General features: G+C 67.3%; 11 protein-coding genes and 1 pseudogene. 5 read left to right on the top strand and 7 right to left on the bottom strand.

Translation table 11 applies throughout. The annotated features are described in order from the left end of the window. Positions 1 to 244 (bottom strand): annotated as a pseudogene (locus D7W82_RS28165) (arylsulfatase); the annotation flags it as partial. A 235-nt stretch (positions 245 to 479) separates the two neighbouring features. On the opposite strand from D7W82_RS28165, the gene dnaE reads away from it, so the two are divergent. The 4 genes from dnaE (at position 480) to D7W82_RS28145 (ending at position 10,044) form a co-directional block, all read left to right on the top strand. Next, complete coding sequence (gene dnaE / locus D7W82_RS28160; RefSeq protein ID WP_120621298.1) at positions 480 to 4,025, top strand: DNA polymerase III subunit alpha; 3,546 nt, start codon at positions 480 to 482, stop codon at positions 4,023 to 4,025. A 20-nt stretch (positions 4,026 to 4,045) separates the two neighbouring features. Further along, positions 4,046 to 4,849 (top strand): SDR family oxidoreductase, encoded by an 804-nt coding sequence (locus D7W82_RS28155; RefSeq protein WP_120621297.1) that lies wholly within the window; start codon positions 4,046 to 4,048, stop codon positions 4,847 to 4,849. Positions 4,850 to 4,976: 127 nt separating this feature from the next. Further along, on the top strand, positions 4,977 to 7,856 hold the full coding sequence (locus tag D7W82_RS28150) for an Ig-like domain-containing protein (protein WP_147439592.1): 2,880 nt from the start codon (positions 4,977 to 4,979) through the stop codon (positions 7,854 to 7,856). Between the two features lie 235 nt (positions 7,857 to 8,091). Then, entirely contained in the window at positions 8,092 to 10,044 is a 1,953-nt protein-coding gene (locus tag D7W82_RS28145; protein WP_120621295.1) for a M3 family metallopeptidase, read from the top strand. A 22-nt stretch (positions 10,045 to 10,066) separates the two neighbouring features. Here D7W82_RS28145 and D7W82_RS28140 read toward each other — a convergent pair whose 3' ends face one another. After that, complete coding sequence (locus D7W82_RS28140) at positions 10,067 to 10,531, bottom strand: nuclear transport factor 2 family protein (RefSeq protein WP_120621294.1); 465 nt, start codon at positions 10,529 to 10,531, stop codon at positions 10,067 to 10,069. Positions 10,532 to 10,541: 10 nt separating this feature from the next. Further along, on the bottom strand, positions 10,542 to 13,049 hold the full coding sequence (locus D7W82_RS28135) for a glycogen/starch/alpha-glucan phosphorylase (protein ID WP_120621293.1): 2,508 nt from the start codon (positions 13,047 to 13,049) through the stop codon (positions 10,542 to 10,544). Positions 13,050 to 13,333: 284 nt separating this feature from the next. On the opposite strand from D7W82_RS28135, the gene D7W82_RS28130 reads away from it, so the two are divergent. Then, complete coding sequence (locus tag D7W82_RS28130) at positions 13,334 to 13,921, top strand: DUF2378 family protein (protein ID WP_120621292.1); 588 nt, start codon at positions 13,334 to 13,336, stop codon at positions 13,919 to 13,921. Positions 13,922 to 14,021: 100 nt separating this feature from the next. Here D7W82_RS28130 and D7W82_RS28125 read toward each other — a convergent pair whose 3' ends face one another. The 4 genes from D7W82_RS28125 to D7W82_RS28110 form a co-directional block, all read right to left on the bottom strand. Continuing rightward, complete coding sequence (locus tag D7W82_RS28125) at positions 14,022 to 15,212, bottom strand: peptidoglycan DD-metalloendopeptidase family protein (protein ID WP_120621291.1); 1,191 nt, start codon at positions 15,210 to 15,212, stop codon at positions 14,022 to 14,024. An 86-nt stretch (positions 15,213 to 15,298) separates the two neighbouring features. After that, the gene (locus D7W82_RS28120) at positions 15,299 to 16,792 is read right to left on the bottom strand and encodes a SpoVR family protein (RefSeq protein ID WP_120549430.1); all 1,494 of its coding nucleotides are present in this window, start codon (positions 16,790 to 16,792) and stop codon (positions 15,299 to 15,301) included. A 42-nt stretch (positions 16,793 to 16,834) separates the two neighbouring features. Beyond that, on the bottom strand, positions 16,835 to 17,944 hold the full coding sequence (locus tag D7W82_RS28115) for a DUF444 family protein (protein ID WP_120566270.1): 1,110 nt from the start codon (positions 17,942 to 17,944) through the stop codon (positions 16,835 to 16,837). Between the two features lie 33 nt (positions 17,945 to 17,977). Further along, positions 17,978 to 20,041: a PrkA family serine protein kinase gene (locus tag D7W82_RS28110; RefSeq protein WP_120566271.1), complete on the bottom strand. Its 2,064-nt coding sequence runs from the start codon at positions 20,039 to 20,041 to the stop codon at positions 17,978 to 17,980. Positions 20,042 to 20,567: the final 526 nt, after the last annotated feature.

The following is a 20,567-nucleotide window of genomic DNA, read 5'->3' as shown; positions in this document are numbered from 1 at the left end:
CCCCCAGCACCAGCCCCACCACGCAGTACGCGCCAAGGAGCCGCGCCACCTGCCACAGCACCACGCTCCGCCACGCGTTCCAGACGTACTCCGTGACGACATGGCTCTCGTTCCCCTGGTAACCCAGTTGCATGTTCAGCAGGGCACAGAGCGTGTAGAGCGCCAGGAAGACGAGCAGGCCCGCCCGGCAGCCCAGCAGGAGGGCGCGAGCGAGCGTCGGCGGTGTACGGGCGAAGGCGGGCATCCTGGGGCAGCGTGGTCACGAATCCCACGGCGGCCACCCCATGCCCGGAGGGAGTGCCCACGCCCGGACGGACGGGGGGCTGGAATTCCGCTCCCGGTGTCTCCCGGGCCGGTTTTCCGGGCCCCGCACGCGCCTGTTCCGCTTCTTTCCTCCAGCCCCGTCACTGGACTGGCGAGCAGGGGTTGCGGGCTCTAGTGTTCAGGCGCCTCTTTCTTCACCGGGAGCCGGAACGCCCATGTCCTTTACCCACCTTCACCTCCACACCCTCTATTCGCTGCTGGATGGGGCCATCCGGATGAAGGACCTCATCAAGACGGTGAAGGAGAAGGGCATGTCGAGCGTGGCCGTGACGGACCACGGCAACATGTTCGGCACCATCGACTTCTACAAGAAGGCCAAGGACGCCGGCATCAAGCCCATCCTCGGCCTGGAGGCCTACGTCGCGGGCCCCAAGGGGCGCGAGGACCGCTCGGAGAAGGTGGCCCACCACCTCATCCTCCTGGCCAAGAACGCGGAGGGCTACGCGAACCTGCGCTACCTGTCCTCCACCGCGTACATGAACGGGTTCTACTACCACCCGCGCATCGACAAGCAGGTGCTCGCGGAGCACAGCAAGGGCCTGGTCGGCCTCACCGCGTGCCTGGGCGGTGAAGTGACGAGCGCGTGCTTCCGCGGCGACATGGACCACGCCCGCCGCGTGGCCGCCGAATACAAGGGCATCTTCGAGCCCGACAGCTTCTACCTGGAGGTCCAGTCCAACGGCATGGTCGAGCAGGACAAGGCCAACGAGAACCTGAAGCAGCTGTCTCGTGACCTGGACATCCCGCTCGTCGCCACCGCGGACGCGCACTACATCAAGCGCGAGGACGCCAAGGCGCACGAGCTGCTCATGTGCATCGCCAGCGGCAAGACGCTGGCGGACAACAAGCGCCTGCGCCACTCCACCGACAAGCTCTACGTCACGAGCCCGGAGGAGATGCTCGGCTTCTTCGCCGACTCGCCGGAGGCCGTGCACAACAGCATGCGCATCGCGGAGATGTGCAACGTGGAGCTGAAGCTGGGCAAGCCCATGCTCCCCACGTTCAAGGTGCCGGACGGCCACACCCCGGACACCTTCATGTCGGAGCTGGCCTACGAAGGCCTGCGCCAGCGCTTCAAGGAGCTGGAAGGCCAGTACCCCATCGACCGTGAGCAGTACCAGGCGCGCCTCACGCTGGAGCTGGGCGTCATCCAGCGCATGGGCTTCTCCGGCTACTTCCTCATCGTCCAGGACTTCATCAACTGGGCCAAGGACCACAACATCCCGGTGGGCCCTGGCCGTGGCTCCGGCGCGGGTTCGCTGGTCGCCTACGCGCTGCGCATCACCGACCTGGACCCCATCCCGTACAACCTCCTCTTCGAGCGCTTCCTCAACCCGGAGCGCGTGTCGATGCCGGACTTCGATATCGACTTCTGCCAGGACCGGCGCGACGAGGTCATCAAGTACGTGGGCCGCAAGTACGGCGAGATGAACGTGGGGCAGATCATCACGTTCGGTTCGCTCAAGGCCAAGAGCGTGCTGCGCGACGTGTGCCGCGTCTTCGGCCTGCCCTTCAGCGAAGGCGACCGCATCGCCAAGCTGGTGCCCGAGGTCCTCAACATCACCTTGAAGGAGGCCATCGAGATGGAGCCTCGCCTCAAGGAGATGATTGAAAAGCCCCAGAACATCGGTGAGGTGGAGGGCAACCCCGTCACCACCAAGGACGTGCTCGAAATCGCGCTCGCGCTGGAGGGACTGCACCGCCAGCCCGGCATGCACGCCGCGGGCGTGGTCATCGCGGACAAGCCGCTCTGGGAGTTCGTGCCCGTCTACCAGCCGCCCGGCGAGAAGATCCTCATCACCCAGTTCGCCAAGGACGAGGTGGAGGCCGCGGGCCTGGTGAAGTTCGACTTCCTCGGCCTGAAGACGCTCACGGTCATCCAGCACGCGCTGGACCTGGTGAACCGCAACCACGGCAAGGACATCAAGCGGCACGAAATCCCGCTGCACGACGAGAAGATGTGGCAGTTGATGGCGGAGGGCGACACCGCCGGCGTCTTCCAGATGGAGTCCAGCGGCTTCACCGAAATGGTGATGAAGCTCAAGCCCACCTGCTTCGAGGACGTCATCGCCGCGGGCGCGCTCTACCGCCCGGGTCCGCTGGACTCCGGCATGGTGGACGTCTTCATCAACCGCAAGCACGGCCGGGAGAAGGTGGCCTATCCGCACCCCAACCTGGAGCCGGTGCTCAAGGACACCTACGGCGTCATCGTCTACCAGGAACAGGTGATGCAGATCTCCCAGGTGCTGGGAGGCTACACCCTGGGCCGCGCCGACCTCCTTCGCCGCGCCATGGGCAAGAAGAAGGCGGAGGTCATGCAGGCCGAGCGCGCCGGCTTCCTGGAGGGCTGCAAGACCAACAACGTGGACCTGAAGGTCGCGGGCGAAATCTTCGACCTGATGGAGAAGTTCGCCGAGTACGGCTTCAACAAGAGCCACTCCGCGGCGTACGGCCTGGTCACCATCCACACGGCGTGGCTCAAGGCCCACTACCCGTGCGAATTCATGGCCGCCCTTCTCACCAGCGAGAAGGACAACACCGACAAGGTGGTGAAGCACATCGGCGAGGCCCGCGAGTCGGGCACGCAGGTGCTGCCGCCGGACGTGAACCAGTCCGACATGGCCTTCGGCGCGGTGGAGGGGAAGATCCGCTTCGGTCTGGGCGCCATCAAGGGCGTGGGCGAGGGCGCCATCGAGTCCATCCTGGAGGCGCGCAAGGAAGGCCCCTTCAAGAGCCTCTTCGACTTCTGCGAGCGCGTGGACGGCCGCCGCGTCAACCGCAAGGTGCTCGAAGCGCTGGTCAAGGCCGGCGCCTTCGACTTCGAGAAGCGCCCCCGCGCGCAGCTCTTCGAGACCATCGAGCGCGCGATGAACCGCGGCTCGTCCAGCCAGAAGGACAAGGCCGCGGGCCAGAGCTCGCTGTTCGGCATGCTCGCGGGCCCCGCGTCCGCCGGCACCGGCCTCAAGGATGACTACGCGGCGGTGGAGGAGTGGCCGGAGAAGGAGCGCCTGGCCTTCGAGAAGGAGGCCATCGGCTTCTACGTGTCCGGCCACCCGCTGTACCAGTACGAGAAGGAGCTCAAGCGCTACGCGCGGCCCATCACCGCCGTGCAGCGCGCGCGCCGCGACGAGAAGCTCACCGTGGCGGGCATCATCACCGTGCTGCGCGAGCGCCCCACCAAGACGGGCAAGCGCATGGCGTGGGTCACCATTGAAGACCTGTCCGGCTCCACGGAGCTGGTGTGCTTCCCGGGCAAGGACGGCACGCGCAACGTGATGGGCAAGGACGGCAAGTGGTCCAAGCAGGGCCCCAAGCCGGGCTACGAGCACTGGGAGCACCTGCTCAAGTCGGACGACCCCATCCTCGTCACCGGCACCGTGCAGATCTCCCAGCGCGACGAGAACACGCCCACCGCGGAGCTCATCGTCGAGGACATCCAGAGCCTCAAGGCCGTGCGTGAGAAGCGCACCAAGCGCCTGGAGCTGCGGCTTCCCGCGGAGATCGTCACCGAGGAGCGGCTGGCGAAGCTCAACGAGCTGGCGAAGAAGTACGCGGGCGCGACCCCGGTGGCGGTGAGCGTGCTGTTCCCCGGGGAGGCGGAGGCGCACATCTCCGGCACCACCCTCAAGGTGCAGGTGAACGACGATTTGCTCCTCGCGGTGGACCGCCTCTTCGGGCAGAAGGTCGTGGAGTTCGGCTGATTTCGAAAGGGAGCGATTCCATGGCGGACAGCGTGTTCAAGGATGGGCTGCTCAAGGGCAAGACGGCGTTCGTCTCCGGCGGCAGCAGCGGCATCAACCTCGGCATCGCCACCGCGTTCGTGAAGGCGGGCGCGAAGGTGGCCATCAACGGCCGCAACGTGGAGAAGCTGGAGGGCGCGGTGAAGGGCCTTGCGGCCCACGGCACCGCCATGGGCGTGGCCGCCGACGTGCGCGACTACGCGTCCGTGGAGAAGGCGCTCCAGCAGGTGAAGGACGCTTACGGCGAAATCGACGTGCTGGTGTGCGGCGCCGCCGGCAACTTCCCCGCGCCCGTGCTGGGCATGTCCTCCAACGGCTTCAAGGCGGTGATGGACATCGACGTGCTGGGCACCTTCAACGTGTCCCGCGCCGCCTTCGAACACCTGCGCAAGCCGGGCGCCGCCGTCATCAACATCTCCGCGCCCCAGGCCTACCTGCCCATGGCCATGCAGGCCCACGTGTGCGCCGCCAAGGCCGGCGTGGACATGCTCACCCGCGTGCTCGCCATCGAGTGGGGCGGCACGGGCGTGCGCGTCAACGCCATCACCCCGGGCCCCATCGAGGGCACGGAGGGCATGAGCCGCCTGGCCCCGTCGGAGGGTGCCCGGCAGAAGCTCGCGGAAGCCCTGCCGCTCCAGCGCTTCGGAAAGCCGGACGACATCGCCCGGCTGGCCCTGTTCCTGGCCTCGGACGCCGCGTCGTACATCACCGGCTCCATCATGGTCTGCGACGGTGGACAGTCCCTGCTGGGCGGCGCCGCGGTGCTCCAGGCCATCAACGGCTGAGTTCAGTTGATGTACAAGGTTCCGGTGCCACTTCGCGGCGACCGGAGGATGCCTGCTAGAAAGCACTGCAACCCCGCGTGATGTGCAAGCGCTGACGCGCGGGGCTGCTCGCTGGACGGAGACATCCATGTCCCCACGGATCGCTGTGCTCGCCCGCTGTCTGGGGTTGAGCGTGCTGTGTCTGGGCTTGTCGCTGGGCTGCAAGGACTCTGGAACCCCGCAGCAGCCTCCACCGGAGGTGGAAGGCGTGGTGGACGCCGCCTCCTCCACGGTGGTGGTGGACCGGCCCACGGGCTTGCTGGCGAACGGCAGCGACTTCGCGGTCGTCACGGTGACGGCGCTGCGCAAGGCGGACGGCTCGCGGCTGTCCGGGCGCTCGGTGTCGCTGACGGTGGAGGGGGAGGGCGCCTTCGTGCTGGAGTCGGCGCTCGTCACCGACATCACCGGCGTGGCTCAGGCGCACGTGACGTCCACGGTGCCGGGCGTGAAGACGGTGAAGGCGTCCGTGAAGGACGACACCGGCCAGAGGGTGCTGCTCGACGCGACGGCCACCGTGAACTTCGCCGACGTCAACACCGTGAGGCTGCTGGCGTTCCGCTCGGCGCTGCCGGATGGCGTGGCGGGCGAGCCGCTCAAGCTCCTGGTGGTGGAGGTGCGCAACGGCGCTGGCGAGGTGGTGACGGACAGCACGGCGGAGGTGACGCTGTCCCTGGGCTCCGGCGGCATCGTGTTCCCGGAGGGCCTGCTGACGGTGGCCACGGTGAACGGCGTCGCGGTCTTCCCGGACGTGGTGCTGAAGAAGGCGGGTGGGGGCTACCACTTCATCGCGAACGCTCCGGGCTTCGAGCCCGTGGCCAGCACCGTCTTCAAGGTGGCTCCGGGGGCGGTGACGGCCCTGGGGTATGACCGCTTCCTGGAAACCGCCACGGCGGGCGTGGCGCAGGACCTGGAGGTCACGCTCGAGGACGCGTTCTCCAATCCGGTGACGACCTACACGGGCACGGTGAAGCTGACGTCCACGGACGCGGCCGCGACGTTGCCCTCCCACGCGTTCACCGCGACGGACGCGGGCAGGTTCAAGTTCCAGGGCATCACCTTCCGCACGGCCGGGTTTCAGTTCCTGACGGTCGAGGACAGCGCGGGGGACTTCTCGTTCGAGCAGCCCGTGGACGTGGCCGCCGCGGCGCCCTCGCAGCTGGTGTTCACGCAGCAGCCCGCTTCGCCCGTGTCGGTGCGCGCCTCCCTGGGGGACGTGAAGGTGGCGGTGCGGGACGCCTTCGGCAACCCGGTGCCGGTGACCGGGCTGGCGGTGAAGCTGGCGCTGGTGGGCGGCACCTTCGCGCAGGGCATTCCCACGCACACCACCGAGGAGGGCGTGGCCACCTTCACCGGCATCAGCATCGACGACGAAGGCACGTACCAGCTCCAGGCGAGCGCGGACGGCCTTCAGGACGCCACGTCCGCGAACCTGACCCTCTCCGACACGCAAGCGCCGGCCGCCGCGGCGGACTTCAGCGCGACGGCGGTGTCCAGCGCCAGCATCCGGCTGGACTGGAAGGCCCCGGGCGATGACGGCATCCTGGGCACGGCCGCGCGCTATGAGCTGCGCTACGCCACGTCCGTCATCACCGACGCCACCTTCGACTCCGCCACGCCCGTGACAGGCGTGGGCGCGCCCCAGACGGCGAGCACTGCGGAGGCCTTCACCGTCACCGGCCTGACGGCGGCCACGACGTACCACTTCGCGCTGAAGGCGTTCGACGGCGCGGACAACGCCAGCGCGCTGGCCTCCGCGAGCGCCACCACCACCAACCCGTGCGAGGGCTACGTGTGCACGCCGCCCGCGTCCCAGTGCGCGGAGGACGGCACCTCGCTGGAGGTCTACTCATCGGTGTGCGTGGTGCAGGACGGCGCGCCGACCTGCGTGGACGGCGGGATGGAACTCCAGGCCTGCCCCGGCGCGGACGCGGTCTGCTACGCGGGCGCGTGCACCACCGCGCCGCACCCGGGGGCGGGCGAGCTGGTCATCTCGGAGGTGATGCACTCGCCTTCCGTGGGCACCACGGAGTACCTGGAGTTGACCAACACCACGTCGCATCTGCTGGACGCGCACGGCATGACGGTGACCCTGGTGAACGGCACGGGCTCGGAAACGTCCTTCACGGTGGTCCACAACCCCACGCTGCTGGTGCCCCCCGGCGGGCGGACGGTGCTCGCGCAGGACGCGAACTACACGCGCAACGGTGGCGTGCCGGCGAGCACCAGCTACGGCCTCGACGTGTTCATGGACAGCACCGGCTCCATCACGCTCAAGCAGGGCACGGTGACGGTGGACAGCCTCACGTACACGAGCGCGTTCCCCCAGGAGACGGGCCGGGCCATGAGCCTCGCGTCCAGCATCATCGGGACGAAGGGCAGCGCCCGGGCCTGGTACTGGTGCGATTCTACCGGCAGCCTGTCCGGCGGAGGCCAGGGCACGCCGGGCCAGGCCAACGACGACTGCGGCCTGAACGTGGAGAAGCCGCTGAACTGGTGCGCCATTCAGTACCCGAAGACGTTCCCGGCGGGTAACGGCGCCTACCCGGCGGAGATCAGCACCACCGACAGCTACGACATCTACAGCCAGTTCTACAGCCGCGACGTCACGCTGCGGAACACGCTGGGCAACGACTTCTACCCGTTCATCGAGGCGCAGCTGGGCTACGGCACGGACCCCACCAACCCCGCGGGCTGGACGTGGAAGGCAGCGGACTTCAACGCGGGCTTCAACTCGCCGGGCTCGAACAACGACGAGATGAAGGCGGTCCTCCAGATTCCCACGGCCGGCACGTACAGCTACGGCTTCCGCTACCGGTTCACGGACGCGGGGGCGCCGTGGGTGTACTGCGATCAGAACGGCAAGACCGTGCCGCCCGAGGGCACCTACGGTTCCGTGACGGTGGTGGAGACTCCGCTGACGAACCCCGTGGACATCAAGAATTCCGCGAGCCCGCTCGAGTCCTACTGACGCCTCCGCCTCACCCTCGAAGTCCCAGGAAGGCCGCCTCCGGCACGCGCGCCGGGGCGGCCTTCCGCCGTTGGGGCACCGCCCGCCCGTCCGCCGCCCGACGGACAGGGCAGGGGAGGGCGTCCACTGCCCGGCAACCGCTCGCGCAGGAGCACTCGGATGCTGCCAGGAAGGACGGGGCGCATTAGCTTTGAGCCCTTTCCCGCACACCCACGGCTTGAGAGGAGCCTTACCCGTGTCCGAGCCCCTGGTCCCCGACGCCGCCCGCCACGTCACCTGCCCGCCGGAGGAGTTCCGCCGCGCGAGCGAGGAGGCCCTGGCCAAGGCCCGCGACGGCATCGCGCGACTGAAGACGCTGCCCGCCTCCACGCCCCCCAAGGAGGTCCTGGAGCTGTTCGACGAGTCCTCCGCCGCGCTGGATGACGCCGCCGCGCGCGCCAGCGTCGTGCGCCACACGCACCCGGAGGCCGCCCTGCGCGAGGCCGCGGAAGCCTCCGAGCAGGCCATCGAGAACCTGGCCAACGACATCCGCATGGACCGGGGCGTCTACGACGTCCTCGCGGCCGTGAGCCTGGCCAACGAGGACGCCGCCACGCGCAAGTGGATGGAGAAGGTGCTGCGCGACTTCCGCCGCGCCGGCGTGGACCGCGACGACGCCACCCGCGCGAGGGTGAAGGCGCTCCAGGAGGAGCTCGTCCGCATTGGCCAGGAGTTCAGCCGCAACATCAGCCAGGACACCCGCAAGGTGTCGCTGCCCCCGTCCGCGCTGGACGGCCTGCCGGAGGACTACGTGCGCGCGCACGCCCCCGGCGAGGACGGCCAGGTGCGCATCTCCACGGACTACCCGGACCTGGTGCCCTTCCTCACCTACGCGCGCGACGGCAAGGCCCGCGAGGAGCTCTGGCGCGCCAACCGCCAGCGCGGCTACCCCGCCAACGTGAACGTGCTCCAGAACCTGGTGCAGAAGCGCCACGAGCTGGCCACGCTCCTGGGCTACCCGCACTGGGCCGCCTACGCCACCGAGGACAAGATGGTGCGCACCGCGGACGCCGCGGGCACCTTCATCCGGAAGATCGCGGACGCGTCCGAAGAGCGCATGAAGCGCGACTACGCGGTGCTCCTGGAGCGCAAGCGCAAGGACGACCCGGCGGCCGACAAGGTGAACCCGTGGGACTCCGGCTACCTGGATGACCGCGTGAAGGCGGAGCAGTACGCCTTCGACTCGCAGACGGTGCGCCCCTACTTCGAATACACCCGCGTGAAGCAGGGCGTGCTGGACCTCACCGCGCGCCTCTTCGGCGTCACCTACCGCCCGGTGAAGGACGTGCCCGTGTGGCACCCGGACGTGGAGGTCTACGACGTCCATGAAGGCACCACGCTCAAGGGCCGCTTCTTCCTGGACATGCACCCGCGCGCGGACAAGTACAAGCACGCGGCCCAGTTCACCCTGACGAGCGGCAAGTCAGGCCGGCGGCTCCCGGAAGGCGCGCTCATCTGCAACTTCCCCAAGCCCGGCACGGAGCCCGCGCTCATGCAGCACGGCGACGTGGAGACGTTCTTCCACGAGTTCGGCCACCTGCTGCACCACATCTTCGGCGGCCACACGAAGTGGGCGGGCCTGTCCGGCGTGCGCACGGAGTGGGACTTCGTGGAGGCCCCGTCGCAGATGCTGGAGGAGTGGGCGCGCGACGTGACGTGCCTGCAGACCTTCGCGAAGCACTACCAGACGGGGGAGGCCCTGCCCGCGGAGCTGGTGGAGCGCATGCTCGCCGCGGACGAGTTCGGCAAGGGCCTCTTCGTGCGCCAGCAGATGTTCTACGCGGCGCTCAGCCTGGAGCTGTACCGGCGCGACCCGAAGGACCTGGACGCCACTGCGCTCGTGCGCGAGCTGCAGGGCCAGTACATCCCCTTCCCGTACCTGGAGGGCACGTACTTCCACCTCACCTTCGGGCACCTGGATGGGTACTCGTCCAACTACTACACGTACATGTGGTCGTTGGTCATCGCGAAGGACCTCTTCACGGTGTTCCAGACGAAGGGCCTGCTCAACCCGGAGCCCGCGCAGGCCTACCGCCGCGCGGTGCTGGAGCCGGGCGGCTCCGACGACGCCGCCCGCCTGGTGAACCACTTCCTCGGCCGCGACTACGACTTCCGCGCGTACGAGGCCTGGCTCAACAAGGCCGCGTAGGCCCCGGCGCGGGCCGGAAGCCTCACGCCGGCCCGCGCCGCACCTTGGGGAGCCCCGCCTGCGCGTAGGTCCGCTTTTCGCGCAGGCGGCCATTCTCCCAGTGCAGCACGTCCAGCCCGTACCAGCCGAAGTCCCGGCCATACAGCAGCCGGTACAGCCACGGCTTGAGCGCGCCCGGGCCGGACAGGTCGTGCTGGCACCGCCAGCGCAGCACCACCTTGCCCGCGGACACGTCCACCACCATGTCCTCCGTCAGGAAGCGGATGCGTCCGAAGTCGCCCCGGAACTGCGGGGCGAAGGCGGCGCGGATGGCGTCCAACCCCTGGCAGTGGACGCCGTCATACGTCTCGTAGACGGCGTCCGGATGGAACCAGCCCATCACAGCGTCCAGGTCGTCGCGGTTGAACGCGTCGGTGAAGTCCAGCACCCACCGCTCCAACTGCTCGCGGTGGGCCTGCGCTCCCGAGGGTGAGGGGCCCGTGCTCATGGCGCGCGCGTCACTCCACGTTCGTCTGCTGCACGCGCCAGATCTCCTCCGCGTACTGCTTGATGGTGCGGTCGGAGGAGAAGATGCCCGCGCGGGCGACGTTGATGATGCACTTCTTCGTCCAGGACTCGGTGTCCTTGTAGGCGCGCGCCACGTCCTCCTGCTTCGCCGCGTAGGACGCGAAGTCCGCCAGCACCAGGTAGCGGTCCTCGTTGAGCAGGCTGTCCACCAGGGGCTGGAAGAGGTTGCGGTCCTCCGGCGAGAAGAAGCCGGAGCGGATGAGGTCCAACGCCTCGCGCAGCTCCGTGTTGGACTCGTACACCTCGCGCGGCCGGTAGCCGGCCTTCTTGCGCGCGATGACCTCGTCCGCCGTGAGGCCGAAGAGGAAGAAGTTCTCGTCGCCCACCGCGTCGCGAATCTCCACGTTGGCGCCGTCCAGCGTGCCCAGCGTCAGCGCGCCGTTGAGCATCAGCTTCATGTTGCCCGTGCCGGACGCCTCCCAGCCCGCCGTCGAAATCTGCTCGGACACGTCCGCCGCGGGGATGATGCGCTCCGCCAGGCTCACCCGGTAGTTGGGCAGGAACACCACCTGCAAGCCCGTGGCGCCCGCGTCGCTGTTGACCACCTCCGCGATGCCGTTGATGAGCCGGATGGTCAGCTTCGCCAGGTGGTAGCCCGGCGCCGCCTTCGCGCCGAAGAGGAACGCGCGCGGCGTGATGACGCTCGCCGGGTCGCGCCGCGCCTTCATCCACAGCGCCACGATGTGGACGGCGTCCAGCAGCTGCCGCTTGTACTCGTGCAGGCGCTTGATCTGCACGTCGAAGATGGCGTCCGGATTGAGCTGCACCCAGCGCAAGTCCCGCACGTGCTGGGCCAGCTCGTCCTTGTTGGCACGCTTCACCTCGCGGAAGGCCTTGCGGAACTCCGGGTCCTCCGCGTGCGCCTCCAGCTTCTGGAGCTGGTCCAGGTCCGTGGCCCAGCCCTCACCGATGCGGCTGGTGATCAGCTTGGACAGGCGCGGGTTGCACCACGCCAGCCACCGGCGCGGCGTCACGCCGTTGGTCTTGTTGTTGAAGCGCTCCGGGTACATCTGCGCGAAGTCCGGGAGCACGTCGCGGCGCAGCAGGTCCGTGTGCAGCGCGGCCACGCCGTTGATGCTGTGGCTGCCCACCACGGCCAGGTGGGCCATGCGGATCTTCTTCTCCGGGCCCTCCTCCACCAGGCTCATCCGCTGCTGCTTCTCCACGTCGAACGGGTAGCGGATCTGCACCTGGCGCATGAAGCGCTGGTTGATCTCGAAGATGATTTCCAGGTGACGGGGCAGCAGCCGCTCGAACAGCGACACCGGCCAGCGCTCCATGGCCTCCGCCAGCAGCGTGTGGTTGGTGTAGCCGAACGTCTCCTGGGTGATGGACCACGCCTCGTCCCAGAGCAGGCGCTTCTCATCCACCAGCACGCGCATCAGCTCCGCCACGCCAATGGCCGGGTGCGTGTCGTTGAGCTGGATGGCCACCTTCCGGGAGAAGTCACGGAAGTCGTTGTGGTTCTTCAGGTAGCGCCGGACGATGTCCGCGATGGAGCACGCCACGAAGAAGTACTGCTGCTTGAGGCGCAGCTCCTTGCCGGCCTGGAACGCGTCGTTGGGATAGAGGACCTTGGAGATGACCTCCGAGTCGTTCTTCTCCACCACGGACCGCTCGTAGTCACCGGCGTTGAACAGGAGCAGGTCGAACTCCGCGCTCGCGCGCGCCTGCCACAGCCGCAGCGTGTTGACCGTGTTGTTGCCGTAGCCCGCGATGGGCGTGTCGTACGGCACGCCGATGACCGTCTTGCCGCCCACCCAGCGCGCCACGGGCCGGCCATCCGGACCCTGGTGGTGCTCCACGCGCCCGAAGAAGCGCACCGGCACCGCCTTCTCCGGCCGGACGATCTCCCACGGGTTGCCGAACTTCAGCCACTCGTCCGCGCGCTCCACCTGGTGTCCCTCCACCAGGTCCTGGGAGAAGATGCCGAACTCGTAGCGGATGCCGTAGCCCATGCCCGGGTAGCCCAGGGTGGCCAGCGAATCCAGGAAGCACGCCGCCAGCCGGCCCAGGCCGCCGTTGCCCAGGCCCGCGTCCGGCTCCATCTCCAGCAGCTGGCTCAGGTCCACGCCGACGTCCTGCATGGCGGCGGCCGCGGCCTCGTACATGTTGAGGTTGAGCAGGTTGTTGCCCAGCGCGCGACCCAGCAGGTACTCCGCGGACAGGTAATAGGCGCGCTTGACGTCCTGCTCGTAGTAGGTGCGCGCCGTCTTCACCCAGCGGTCCGTGAGGCGGTCGCGCACGGCCAGGGACAGCGCCATGAAGCGGTCGTGCGGGGTGGCCGTCTCCGGGTTCTTGCCGCGCGAATAGCGCACGTGTTCGAAGAAGCCGCGACGGACGCTGGCCGCGTCGAGCCCGGTGCGGCCGCTGTCTTCGGGGGTTCCCGAGGCGGAGGGCGGGGGCGATGCGGGGCGCGCGGAGGCGGGAGGAGCCATAAGTCGGTCGTCTCGAAGGTCGCGAGGGGGTTGATGGACTGCGCAAGCGCCCGCGCTTTTGACGCGGGACGCCCATGGCGGAAGGGTACCGTGTCACGCCAGCCCAGGGCAGGGGAAACCCGCGTTCCCCACCTGGGGTCGGCCGCTTCCCCCGCCAGGGAGGGAAGGTGCTTGGGGACCCGCCGTGACGCGGCGCGGCCCCAGGGAATGACAGACGTCCGCGTCTTCCTCCTGCGCATGAGACGGGCCGGAATCGCGCGGAAGTAAGGTAAAACGCTTTGTGCATGTCCCTCCCCCTGGATGACCTGGAGCAGCGCATCGCCCTCACCCGGCCGGGGGACACCGTGCGGGGGCTGAGCTTCGCGGCGGTGCTGCGGCTCGTGCACCAGCGGTTGGGGCGTGACGAGGCGGAGCGTCTGCGCGCGCCGCTCATGCAGCGCAGCCCCGTGGACTTCTTCTCCTACCCGGCGGTGGACTTCCTGCGGCTGCTCGCCTTCGCGTCGGAGGCGCTCCAGCCGGAGTTCGGCACGCGTGACGCGGCCCTGCGGGCGTGCGGGGAGGCCATCGTCGGGACGTTCTTCGAGTCCACGGTGGGGCAGACGCTCCTGCGCCTCACCTCTGGCGGCGGAGACCCCAAGCGCCTCTACGGCAACGCGCCCGCGTCGTACTCCACCGCGGTGAGCTACGGGCAGCGCGAGTACCAGGCCCTGGGCGACAAGCGCGTGAGGCTCTTCTTCAAGGGCGACCTGCTGCCCGTGGCGGTCCACGAGGGTATCCTCGGGGGCCCCCTCACCGCGCTCCACCGCGAGGGCAGCGTGCGGGGCACCGAGCGGTGCCTGGGCGACTCCGAGTTCGTCATTGAATGGACCTGACGGCCCGGAGTGGACCTGACGGCCCGGCGAAAAGCGACGGGCCCCGCTCCACCGTGAAGGGGAGGGGGCCCGGGGGCCTTCAGCTCAAGGCGTTTGGCGCCTACTTCGTGGCGGTGGGCGGCGGGCCCGCCTTGCCAGCGACGGCGGCCACGGACACCGCGTCAATCTGCTGGGCCATGTCGCGCGCCTTGGCGAGGAAGTCCTCTGTCAGCTCCTTGGGCAGCGGATCCGCGCGGGGGAACTTCTGGGTGAGCGGGTTGGCGTAGGTGCCGTTGCGCTTCAGGCCGAAGTGCAGGTGCGGGCCGGTGGAGCGGCCGGTGTTGCCGGAGTAGGCAATCACCTGCTTCTGCCGCACGCGCTGGCCCGTGCGCACGCCGTCGCCAAAGCGCGACAGGTGCATGTACTGCGTCTCCATGCCGTTGGCGTGGCGCAGCACCACCATGTTGCCCGCGGCGCCCGCGTTGCCCGCGGACACGACGGTGCCGTCCGCCACGGCCCACACCGGGGTGCCAATGGGCGTGCCGTAGTCCACGCCGTTGTGGTTCTTCACGTACTGGAGCACCGGGTGGAAGCGCGACCCGAAGCTGCTGGTGACGTGCGCGTACTTCAGCGGGCTCTTGAGGAAGGTCTTCTTCGCGCTGGCGCCGTCCTCCTGGAAGAAGTTGGCCTCGCCGTTGGGCAGCACGTAGCGGAACACGCGCTTGTTGCCCACCAGGCCGCCCTCATACGTGGCCGCCAGCACCTCGCCGTAGCGCAGCACGCGGCCCTTGGAGACGAACTTCTCCACCAGGGCCTTGGCCTTGTCGCCCTTGCGCACGTCCCGGTAGAAGTCGATGTCCCACGCGAACACGTCCGACAGCACCAGTCCGATGGACGGGTCCTCACCCGCCGCCAGCGTCGCCTCGTACAGGGACGAGCTGATCTCCAGCGACACCAGCGACACCTGCTTCTCCACCTCGATGGAGCGCTTGCTGCCGACGTACTTCTCCCCGTCGCGGCGCACCTGCCACTCGTCCACGGTGCTCTGGCGGTAGTCGAAGAAGTCCAGCTCGCCGTTCTTCATCACCAGCCGGAACTGGTCCCCCACGCGCGACTTGCGGAAGTCGAACACGCCCTCCAGCGCGGAGATGACCGCCGTCACCTGCTCGTCGGGCAGCTGCGCGTCATGCAGCGCGCCCGCCAGCGTCTGGCGCGGCTCGATGCGGCGGTTCTTGATTTCGAACTGGGTGGCGGCTTCAGACGTCGAAGCCACCCCGAGGGCGGCAAGGCAGAGGAGGGAAGCGGTCTTCATGGGGGGCGATACAGGAGTGTAGAGGACGGTTGCTCCTCCGCCCAAATCCTGACCGCACTTCCCAAGCCCGCCTGCCTGCTTGCCGGTTACAGCTCCACTTTCTTTTCCGAGTGGTGCTGCCCGTCGTAGCGCAGCAGGGTCCCCTTGCCGTCGTACCGGGTGATGATGTTCACCGGCCGCCGCCAGAGGGACTGGAGGTTGCGCAGCGTCTCCCGCGCGTAGTCGCCCTTCAGGTCCTGCCCGTCATGCTTGTGCGCGAGCAGCAGCTCCGAGCGGTTCTCGTAGTTGCCGTCCACCACTTCGATGATGGGCTGCCCGAAGTTGGTGAGCGACGTGAGCAGCTTGTTCTTCACCTTGCGGAACTCGCGGTCGAGGATCTCCCACGAGTTGCGCTTGTCGTTGAAGCCGTAGACGAAGAGCTTCTGCTGCTGGGCGAACTCGGCGGTGAGGAACGTGTCGATGAAGGTGATGTCGTTGTAGTGCTTGCGCACCTCGAAGATCTTCTCGCGCCCCGCGCCCAGCTTCTTGTCCCAGGCCTGGCGCGCGCGAAGGTCATCGCACTCGTCCCACTCCTTGCCGAACTTGCCCTTGTTCCACCGGTCCTCGATGTCCCGCCACAGCTCGATGCCCAGCTTGTACGGGTTGATGGCGCCGGGGCGCACGCCCATGGTGCCGGAGTGGTGGTCCGCGTAGTCGATGATCTCATCGTCCCGCAGCGCCCGGCGGGTCATGATGGTGGAGTGCCAGTAGCTGGCCCACCCCTCGTTCATGATCTTCGTCTGGCCCTGCGGCGCGAAGTAGTACGCCTCGTCGCGCAGGATGGAGAGGATGTCCACCTCCCACGGCTCCAGCGGCGCGTGCTCCAGGAGGAAGTACAGCACGTCGCGCTGCGGGCGCTCCGGGAAGCGCTTGCGCTGCTGCTTCTCGTCCTCCGCGCGCTTGCGCTGTGAGTCCATGAACTCGGAGGGGTTGATGAAGCCGCGCATGTACTCGCGGTTCACCTTGAAGCCCTCCACACGCTCGTTGGACTTGGCCTCTTCCTCCGCGCGCTGCGGGTCCGGGTTGCGCCGGATGTGGGGCGCGTGCTGGTCGATGAGGTTCTCCAGCGACAGCGTCCGGTCGATGAAGTCCTCCACCTTCTCCACGCCAATCTTGTCCACCCACCGCCGGACGCGGGTGGCGTGGTTGGCCATGTCGTCAATCATCCGGCGGTTGGTGTGCCGGAAGGAGAAGTTGTTCTTGAAGAAGTCGCAGTGACCGTAGACGTGGGCCATCACCAGCTTCTGGTCCACCTCCGGGTTGCTCTCCATCAAGTAGGCGTAGCAGGGGTCATTGTTGATGACGAGCTCGTAGATTTTCGAAAGCCCGTACTCGTACCCCTTCGCCAGTTGCTCGTACTCCATGCCCCAGCGCCAGTGGGGATAGCGGGTGGGGAAGCCGCCGTAGGCGGCCACCATGTTCATCTCGTCGTAGCTCACCATCTCGAAGACGGTGTCGAAGAAGTCCAGGCCGAACTCCTTGGCGTAGCCGTGGATTTCATCCCGCAGCGCTGCGAGTCGCGGTGTGAGGCTCTTGGGCATGGGGCGGTGGCTCCGGTGGGGGATGAGACAGAAGCGCCTTGGTCAGCGCCCCTTGCCGAGGAAGTCCTTGATGGAGGCGTAGATGGCGTCCTTGTCCGCGATCTCGCTCAACGAGACGTTGTTCGTGTCACCCACGGCTTCGCGCAGGTCCTTGATGAACTGCCCGCTGCCGTAGGGGGACTCCACCTGCCCGTAGGCGAACTGGTTCACCTGCGGGAGGATGTCGTTGCGGAGCATCTCGATGCACTGGCGCGTGTCGTCCGCGCTCCAGTTGTCCCCGTCGCTGAAGTGGAACGGGTAGATGTTCCACGCGCTCTTCGGGTAGTCCGCCTGGATGATGTCCCGGCACAGCTTGTACGCGCTGGAGATCATCGTCCCGCCGGACTCGCGGGTGTGGAAGAACGTGTCGCGGTCCACTTCGCGGGCCACCGCGTCGTGGATGATGTAGCGCGACTCCAGGCCCTTGTATTGATGCTTGAGCCACGTATCGAGCCAGAAGCTCTCGATGCGGACGATCTCCTTCTGCTCGTCCCCCATGGAGCCGGACACGTCCATCATGTAGATGATGACCGCGTTCGTCTCTGGCAGCTCCTGCAGCTTGTAGCTGCGGTAGCGCCGGTCCTCGCGCGTGGGGATGATGACCGGCATCTTCGGGTCGTAGGTGCCGGTGGCGATCTGCCGCTTCAGGGCCTGCTTGAAGGTGCGCTTGAAGTGGCGCAGCGACTCCGGGCCCGTGGTGTTCACGCCCGTGTACTTCACCTTCTGCGTGACGATGCGCTCGTTCTGCCGCCGCTCAATCCGCGGCAGCTGGAGCTCCTCGCCCAGGATCTGCGCCAGCTCCTCCAGCGTGACGTCCACCTCCAGGGCGTGGTCGCCTTCGCCCTGGCCGGCCTGGTGCCCGTCCCCGGGCTCCACCGCCCCGGGGCCGAGCTGCTGACCCACGTCACCGTCACCCTGTCCGACGCCGCCCTGCTCCTTGTGGCCGTACTTGAAGCGCGGGATGTCGATGAAGGGGATGGGGATGCTGATGGCATCCTTGCCCTTCTTGCCCAGCATCTCGCCCTTCTGCACGTACTTGCGCAGGTTGGCTTTGATCTTCCCGCGGACGATCTGTTTGAAGCGGGAGTGGTCCTGGTGGATCTTCAAGGTCACGGTGTCACGTCCCTCTTGGGCAAGTCGCTAGCGTTACTCCTTGGCGTCACCGCGGGCGAAGATGCTGGCCACGAAGTTCAGCACGTCCGTGGAGCAGATCTCGCAGTACCCGTAGTTCTTCATCATCCGGTCCTTCACCAGGTCGATCTTCTCCTGGGTCTCCTTGTCCACGACGGACGACACCAGGTTCTTGAGCTTGATGCTGTCCTTCTGGTCCTCGAACAGCTTCAGCTCCAGCGCCTTGTGCAGCCGCTCGTTGGTCCGGTAGTTGAAGGTCTTGCCCTCCACGGCGAGCGCGCCGATGTAGTTCATGATCTCCCCGCGGAAGTCGTCCTTGCGGCTCTCCGGGATGTCGATCTTCTCTTCAATCGACCGCATCAAGCGCTCGTCCGGCACCTCGTAGATGCCGGTGTACTTGTTGCGGACCTTCTCCTTCTGGGTGAAGGCCTTGATGTTGTCGATGTAGTTGCCGCACAGCTTGCCGATGGCGTCCTCGTCGGCGCTGATGGCGCGCTGGACCTCGTTCTTGACGATGTCCTCGTACTCCTGCTTCACCGTGGTGAGCAGCTCCTTCATCCGCTTGCGCGCGTCCTCGGTGTTGATGAGGGAGTGCGTCTTCAAGCCGGCTTCCAGCTCGTTGAGCACCATGAAGGGGTTGATGCAGCCCTCGCCCTTGTCGCTCACCAGGGCGTTGCTGATTTTGTCCTGGATGTAGCGGGCGCTGATGCCCTCCAGGCCCTCGCGCACGGACTCCTTGCGCAGCTCCTTGATGTTGTCCTCGGTGAAGTTGGGGAGCGTCTTGCCGTTGTAGAGCTTGAGCTTCTGCAGGAGCGACAGGTTGTGCTTCTTGGGCTCCTCCAGGCGCGTGAGGACGGCCCACATGGCGGCCATCTCCAGCGTGTGCGGGGCGATGTGCTTGCCCTTGATGGCGCGGGAGTTGAAGTCCTTCTCGTAGATCTTCACCTCCTCCGCGAGCTTGGTGATGTACGGGATGTCAATCTTCACCGTACGGTCGCGCAAGGCCTCCATGAACTCGTTGTTCTCGAGCTTCTTGTACTCGGGCTCGTTGGTGTGCCCGATGATGACCTCGTCGATGTCCGTCTGAGGGAACTTCTTCGGCTTGATCTTGTGCTCCTGCGACGCGCCGAGCAGGTCGTAGAGGAACGCGACGTCCAGCTTGAGCACTTCCACGAACTCGATGACGCCGCGGTTGGCGATGTTGAACTCGCCGTCGAAGTTGAAGGCGCGCGGGTCGGAGTCCGAGCCGTACTCGGCGATCTTCCGGTAGTTGATGTCGCCGGTGAGCTCCGTGGAGTCCTGGTTCTTTTCGTCCTTGGGCTGGAACGTGCCAATGCCCACGCGGTCCTTCTCACTGAAGATGAGCCGGTTGACGTGCACGTGGCCCATGACCTGGGCGAAGTCACCGCCGTACTGGGTCATCAGCTCCTTGAAGACGAAGCGGCAGGCGGGGCACAGCTCGCAGCCGTTGGGGATCGTGTAGCCGGACTCCGGCGGGGACAGCTCGGAGAAGACCTTGTCGCGCCACTCCCGCGGGATGAGGTTGAGGGGCTCCTCGTTCATCGGGCACTTCATCTTCTCCTTCGTCACCGTGCCGTCCGGCTGCTTCTTGTCGGTGAGCCAGGAGAAGGTGTACGCGGCGCCCTCGGGCGTCTTCGAGTACTCCTCCATGCCCTTCTTGAGCAGGCGGGCGATGGTGGACTTGGACGAGCCCACGGGGCCGTGCAGGAGGATGACGCGCTTCTCTGTCCCGTAGCCCTGGGCGGCGGACTTGAAGACGTTGACCAGCTTCATCAGCGGCACGTCCAGGCCGAAGATGGCGTCCCGGCCGCCGAAGCGCTCGTCACTGAAGAAGTGGTAGCGGGTGAGCTTCTTCTTGTTGTCGATGTACTCCGACTTCCCGTGGCTGAGGATCATGTCGTAGATCCTCTGGAAGGCGGTGCGGGTGACCTTGGGGTTCTTGCGGACGATTTCGAGGTAGTCCTCGAAAGAGCCCTCCCAGTTGAGTTCCGCGTAGGTCTTCACGTCCTGGAACGCGGCGATTCTGGAGACCCACGAGCCCTTCTCAGCGTCCTTCATGTCTCTCCCTCGTAGCCTCACAGGAGGACGCGAACGGTCGCGTGCTTCCGGGGGGCCAACATGGTGAACCTGGAGGGCTGGAAGGCCATTCCACACCCACTCCGAAGAGGTCCCAGGCGACGACAATCGCGATGCTTCAGCCCCTTCGGGACCCCGCCGCGGAGTGGGACCGCGCGTTCGGCTCGTGTCGGAGGGGAGCCGCCCTCCTCCACGGGGTGAAAAGGCACTTCGATTATAAGGACCGGGACGCGCGCTGGGAGGAGCCCCCCCGGTGCAATGTGTCCGGTCCCACCTCACCCAAGCGCGTACTTCCCGACGCTTGGGCTTCCGCTGGAGGACATCCCGTCCGAGCAGGCCCTCACTGTGGGGCGGCGTCCGTGTCTGCTCCACATGTCGGCGTGACGGCCGGCGCGCCGGTTCCATCCCGCCCAGAAGGGTGCGTAACGGCGCGAATCCCATGCTGCCCGGGGAAGTGATTCCCCAGGCGGGCTCGGGAGACGGGCTCGGGAGACGCGCAGGGCAGGCG

Source organism: Corallococcus sp. CA049B (assembly GCF_003611685.1).
Classification (GTDB): Bacteria; Myxococcota; Myxococcia; order Myxococcales; family Myxococcaceae; genus Corallococcus; species Corallococcus coralloides.
This window is presented reverse-complemented; position numbering and strand designations above follow the sequence as displayed.

What these genes read in the sequence shown, in the direction of transcription:
- dnaE (WP_120621298.1), top strand. Translation starts at nt 480, where the DNA reads ATGTCCTTTACCCACCTTCACCTCCACACCCTCTATTCGCTGCTGGAT.
- D7W82_RS28155 (WP_120621297.1), top strand. Translation starts at nt 4,046, where the DNA reads ATGGCGGACAGCGTGTTCAAGGATGGGCTGCTCAAGGGCAAGACGGCG.
- D7W82_RS28150 (WP_147439592.1), top strand. Translation starts at nt 4,977, where the DNA reads ATGTCCCCACGGATCGCTGTGCTCGCCCGCTGTCTGGGGTTGAGCGTG.
- D7W82_RS28140 (WP_120621294.1), bottom strand. Translation starts at nt 10,531, where the DNA reads ATGAGCACGGGCCCCTCACCCTCGGGAGCGCAGGCCCACCGCGAGCAG.
- D7W82_RS28135 (WP_120621293.1), bottom strand. Translation starts at nt 13,049, where the DNA reads ATGGCTCCTCCCGCCTCCGCGCGCCCCGCATCGCCCCCGCCCTCCGCC.
- D7W82_RS28130 (WP_120621292.1), top strand. Translation starts at nt 13,334, where the DNA reads ATGTCCCTCCCCCTGGATGACCTGGAGCAGCGCATCGCCCTCACCCGG.
- D7W82_RS28125 (WP_120621291.1), bottom strand. Translation starts at nt 15,212, where the DNA reads ATGAAGACCGCTTCCCTCCTCTGCCTTGCCGCCCTCGGGGTGGCTTCG.
- D7W82_RS28120 (WP_120549430.1), bottom strand. Translation starts at nt 16,792, where the DNA reads ATGCCCAAGAGCCTCACACCGCGACTCGCAGCGCTGCGGGATGAAATC.
- D7W82_RS28110 (WP_120566271.1), bottom strand. Translation starts at nt 20,041, where the DNA reads ATGAAGGACGCTGAGAAGGGCTCGTGGGTCTCCAGAATCGCCGCGTTC.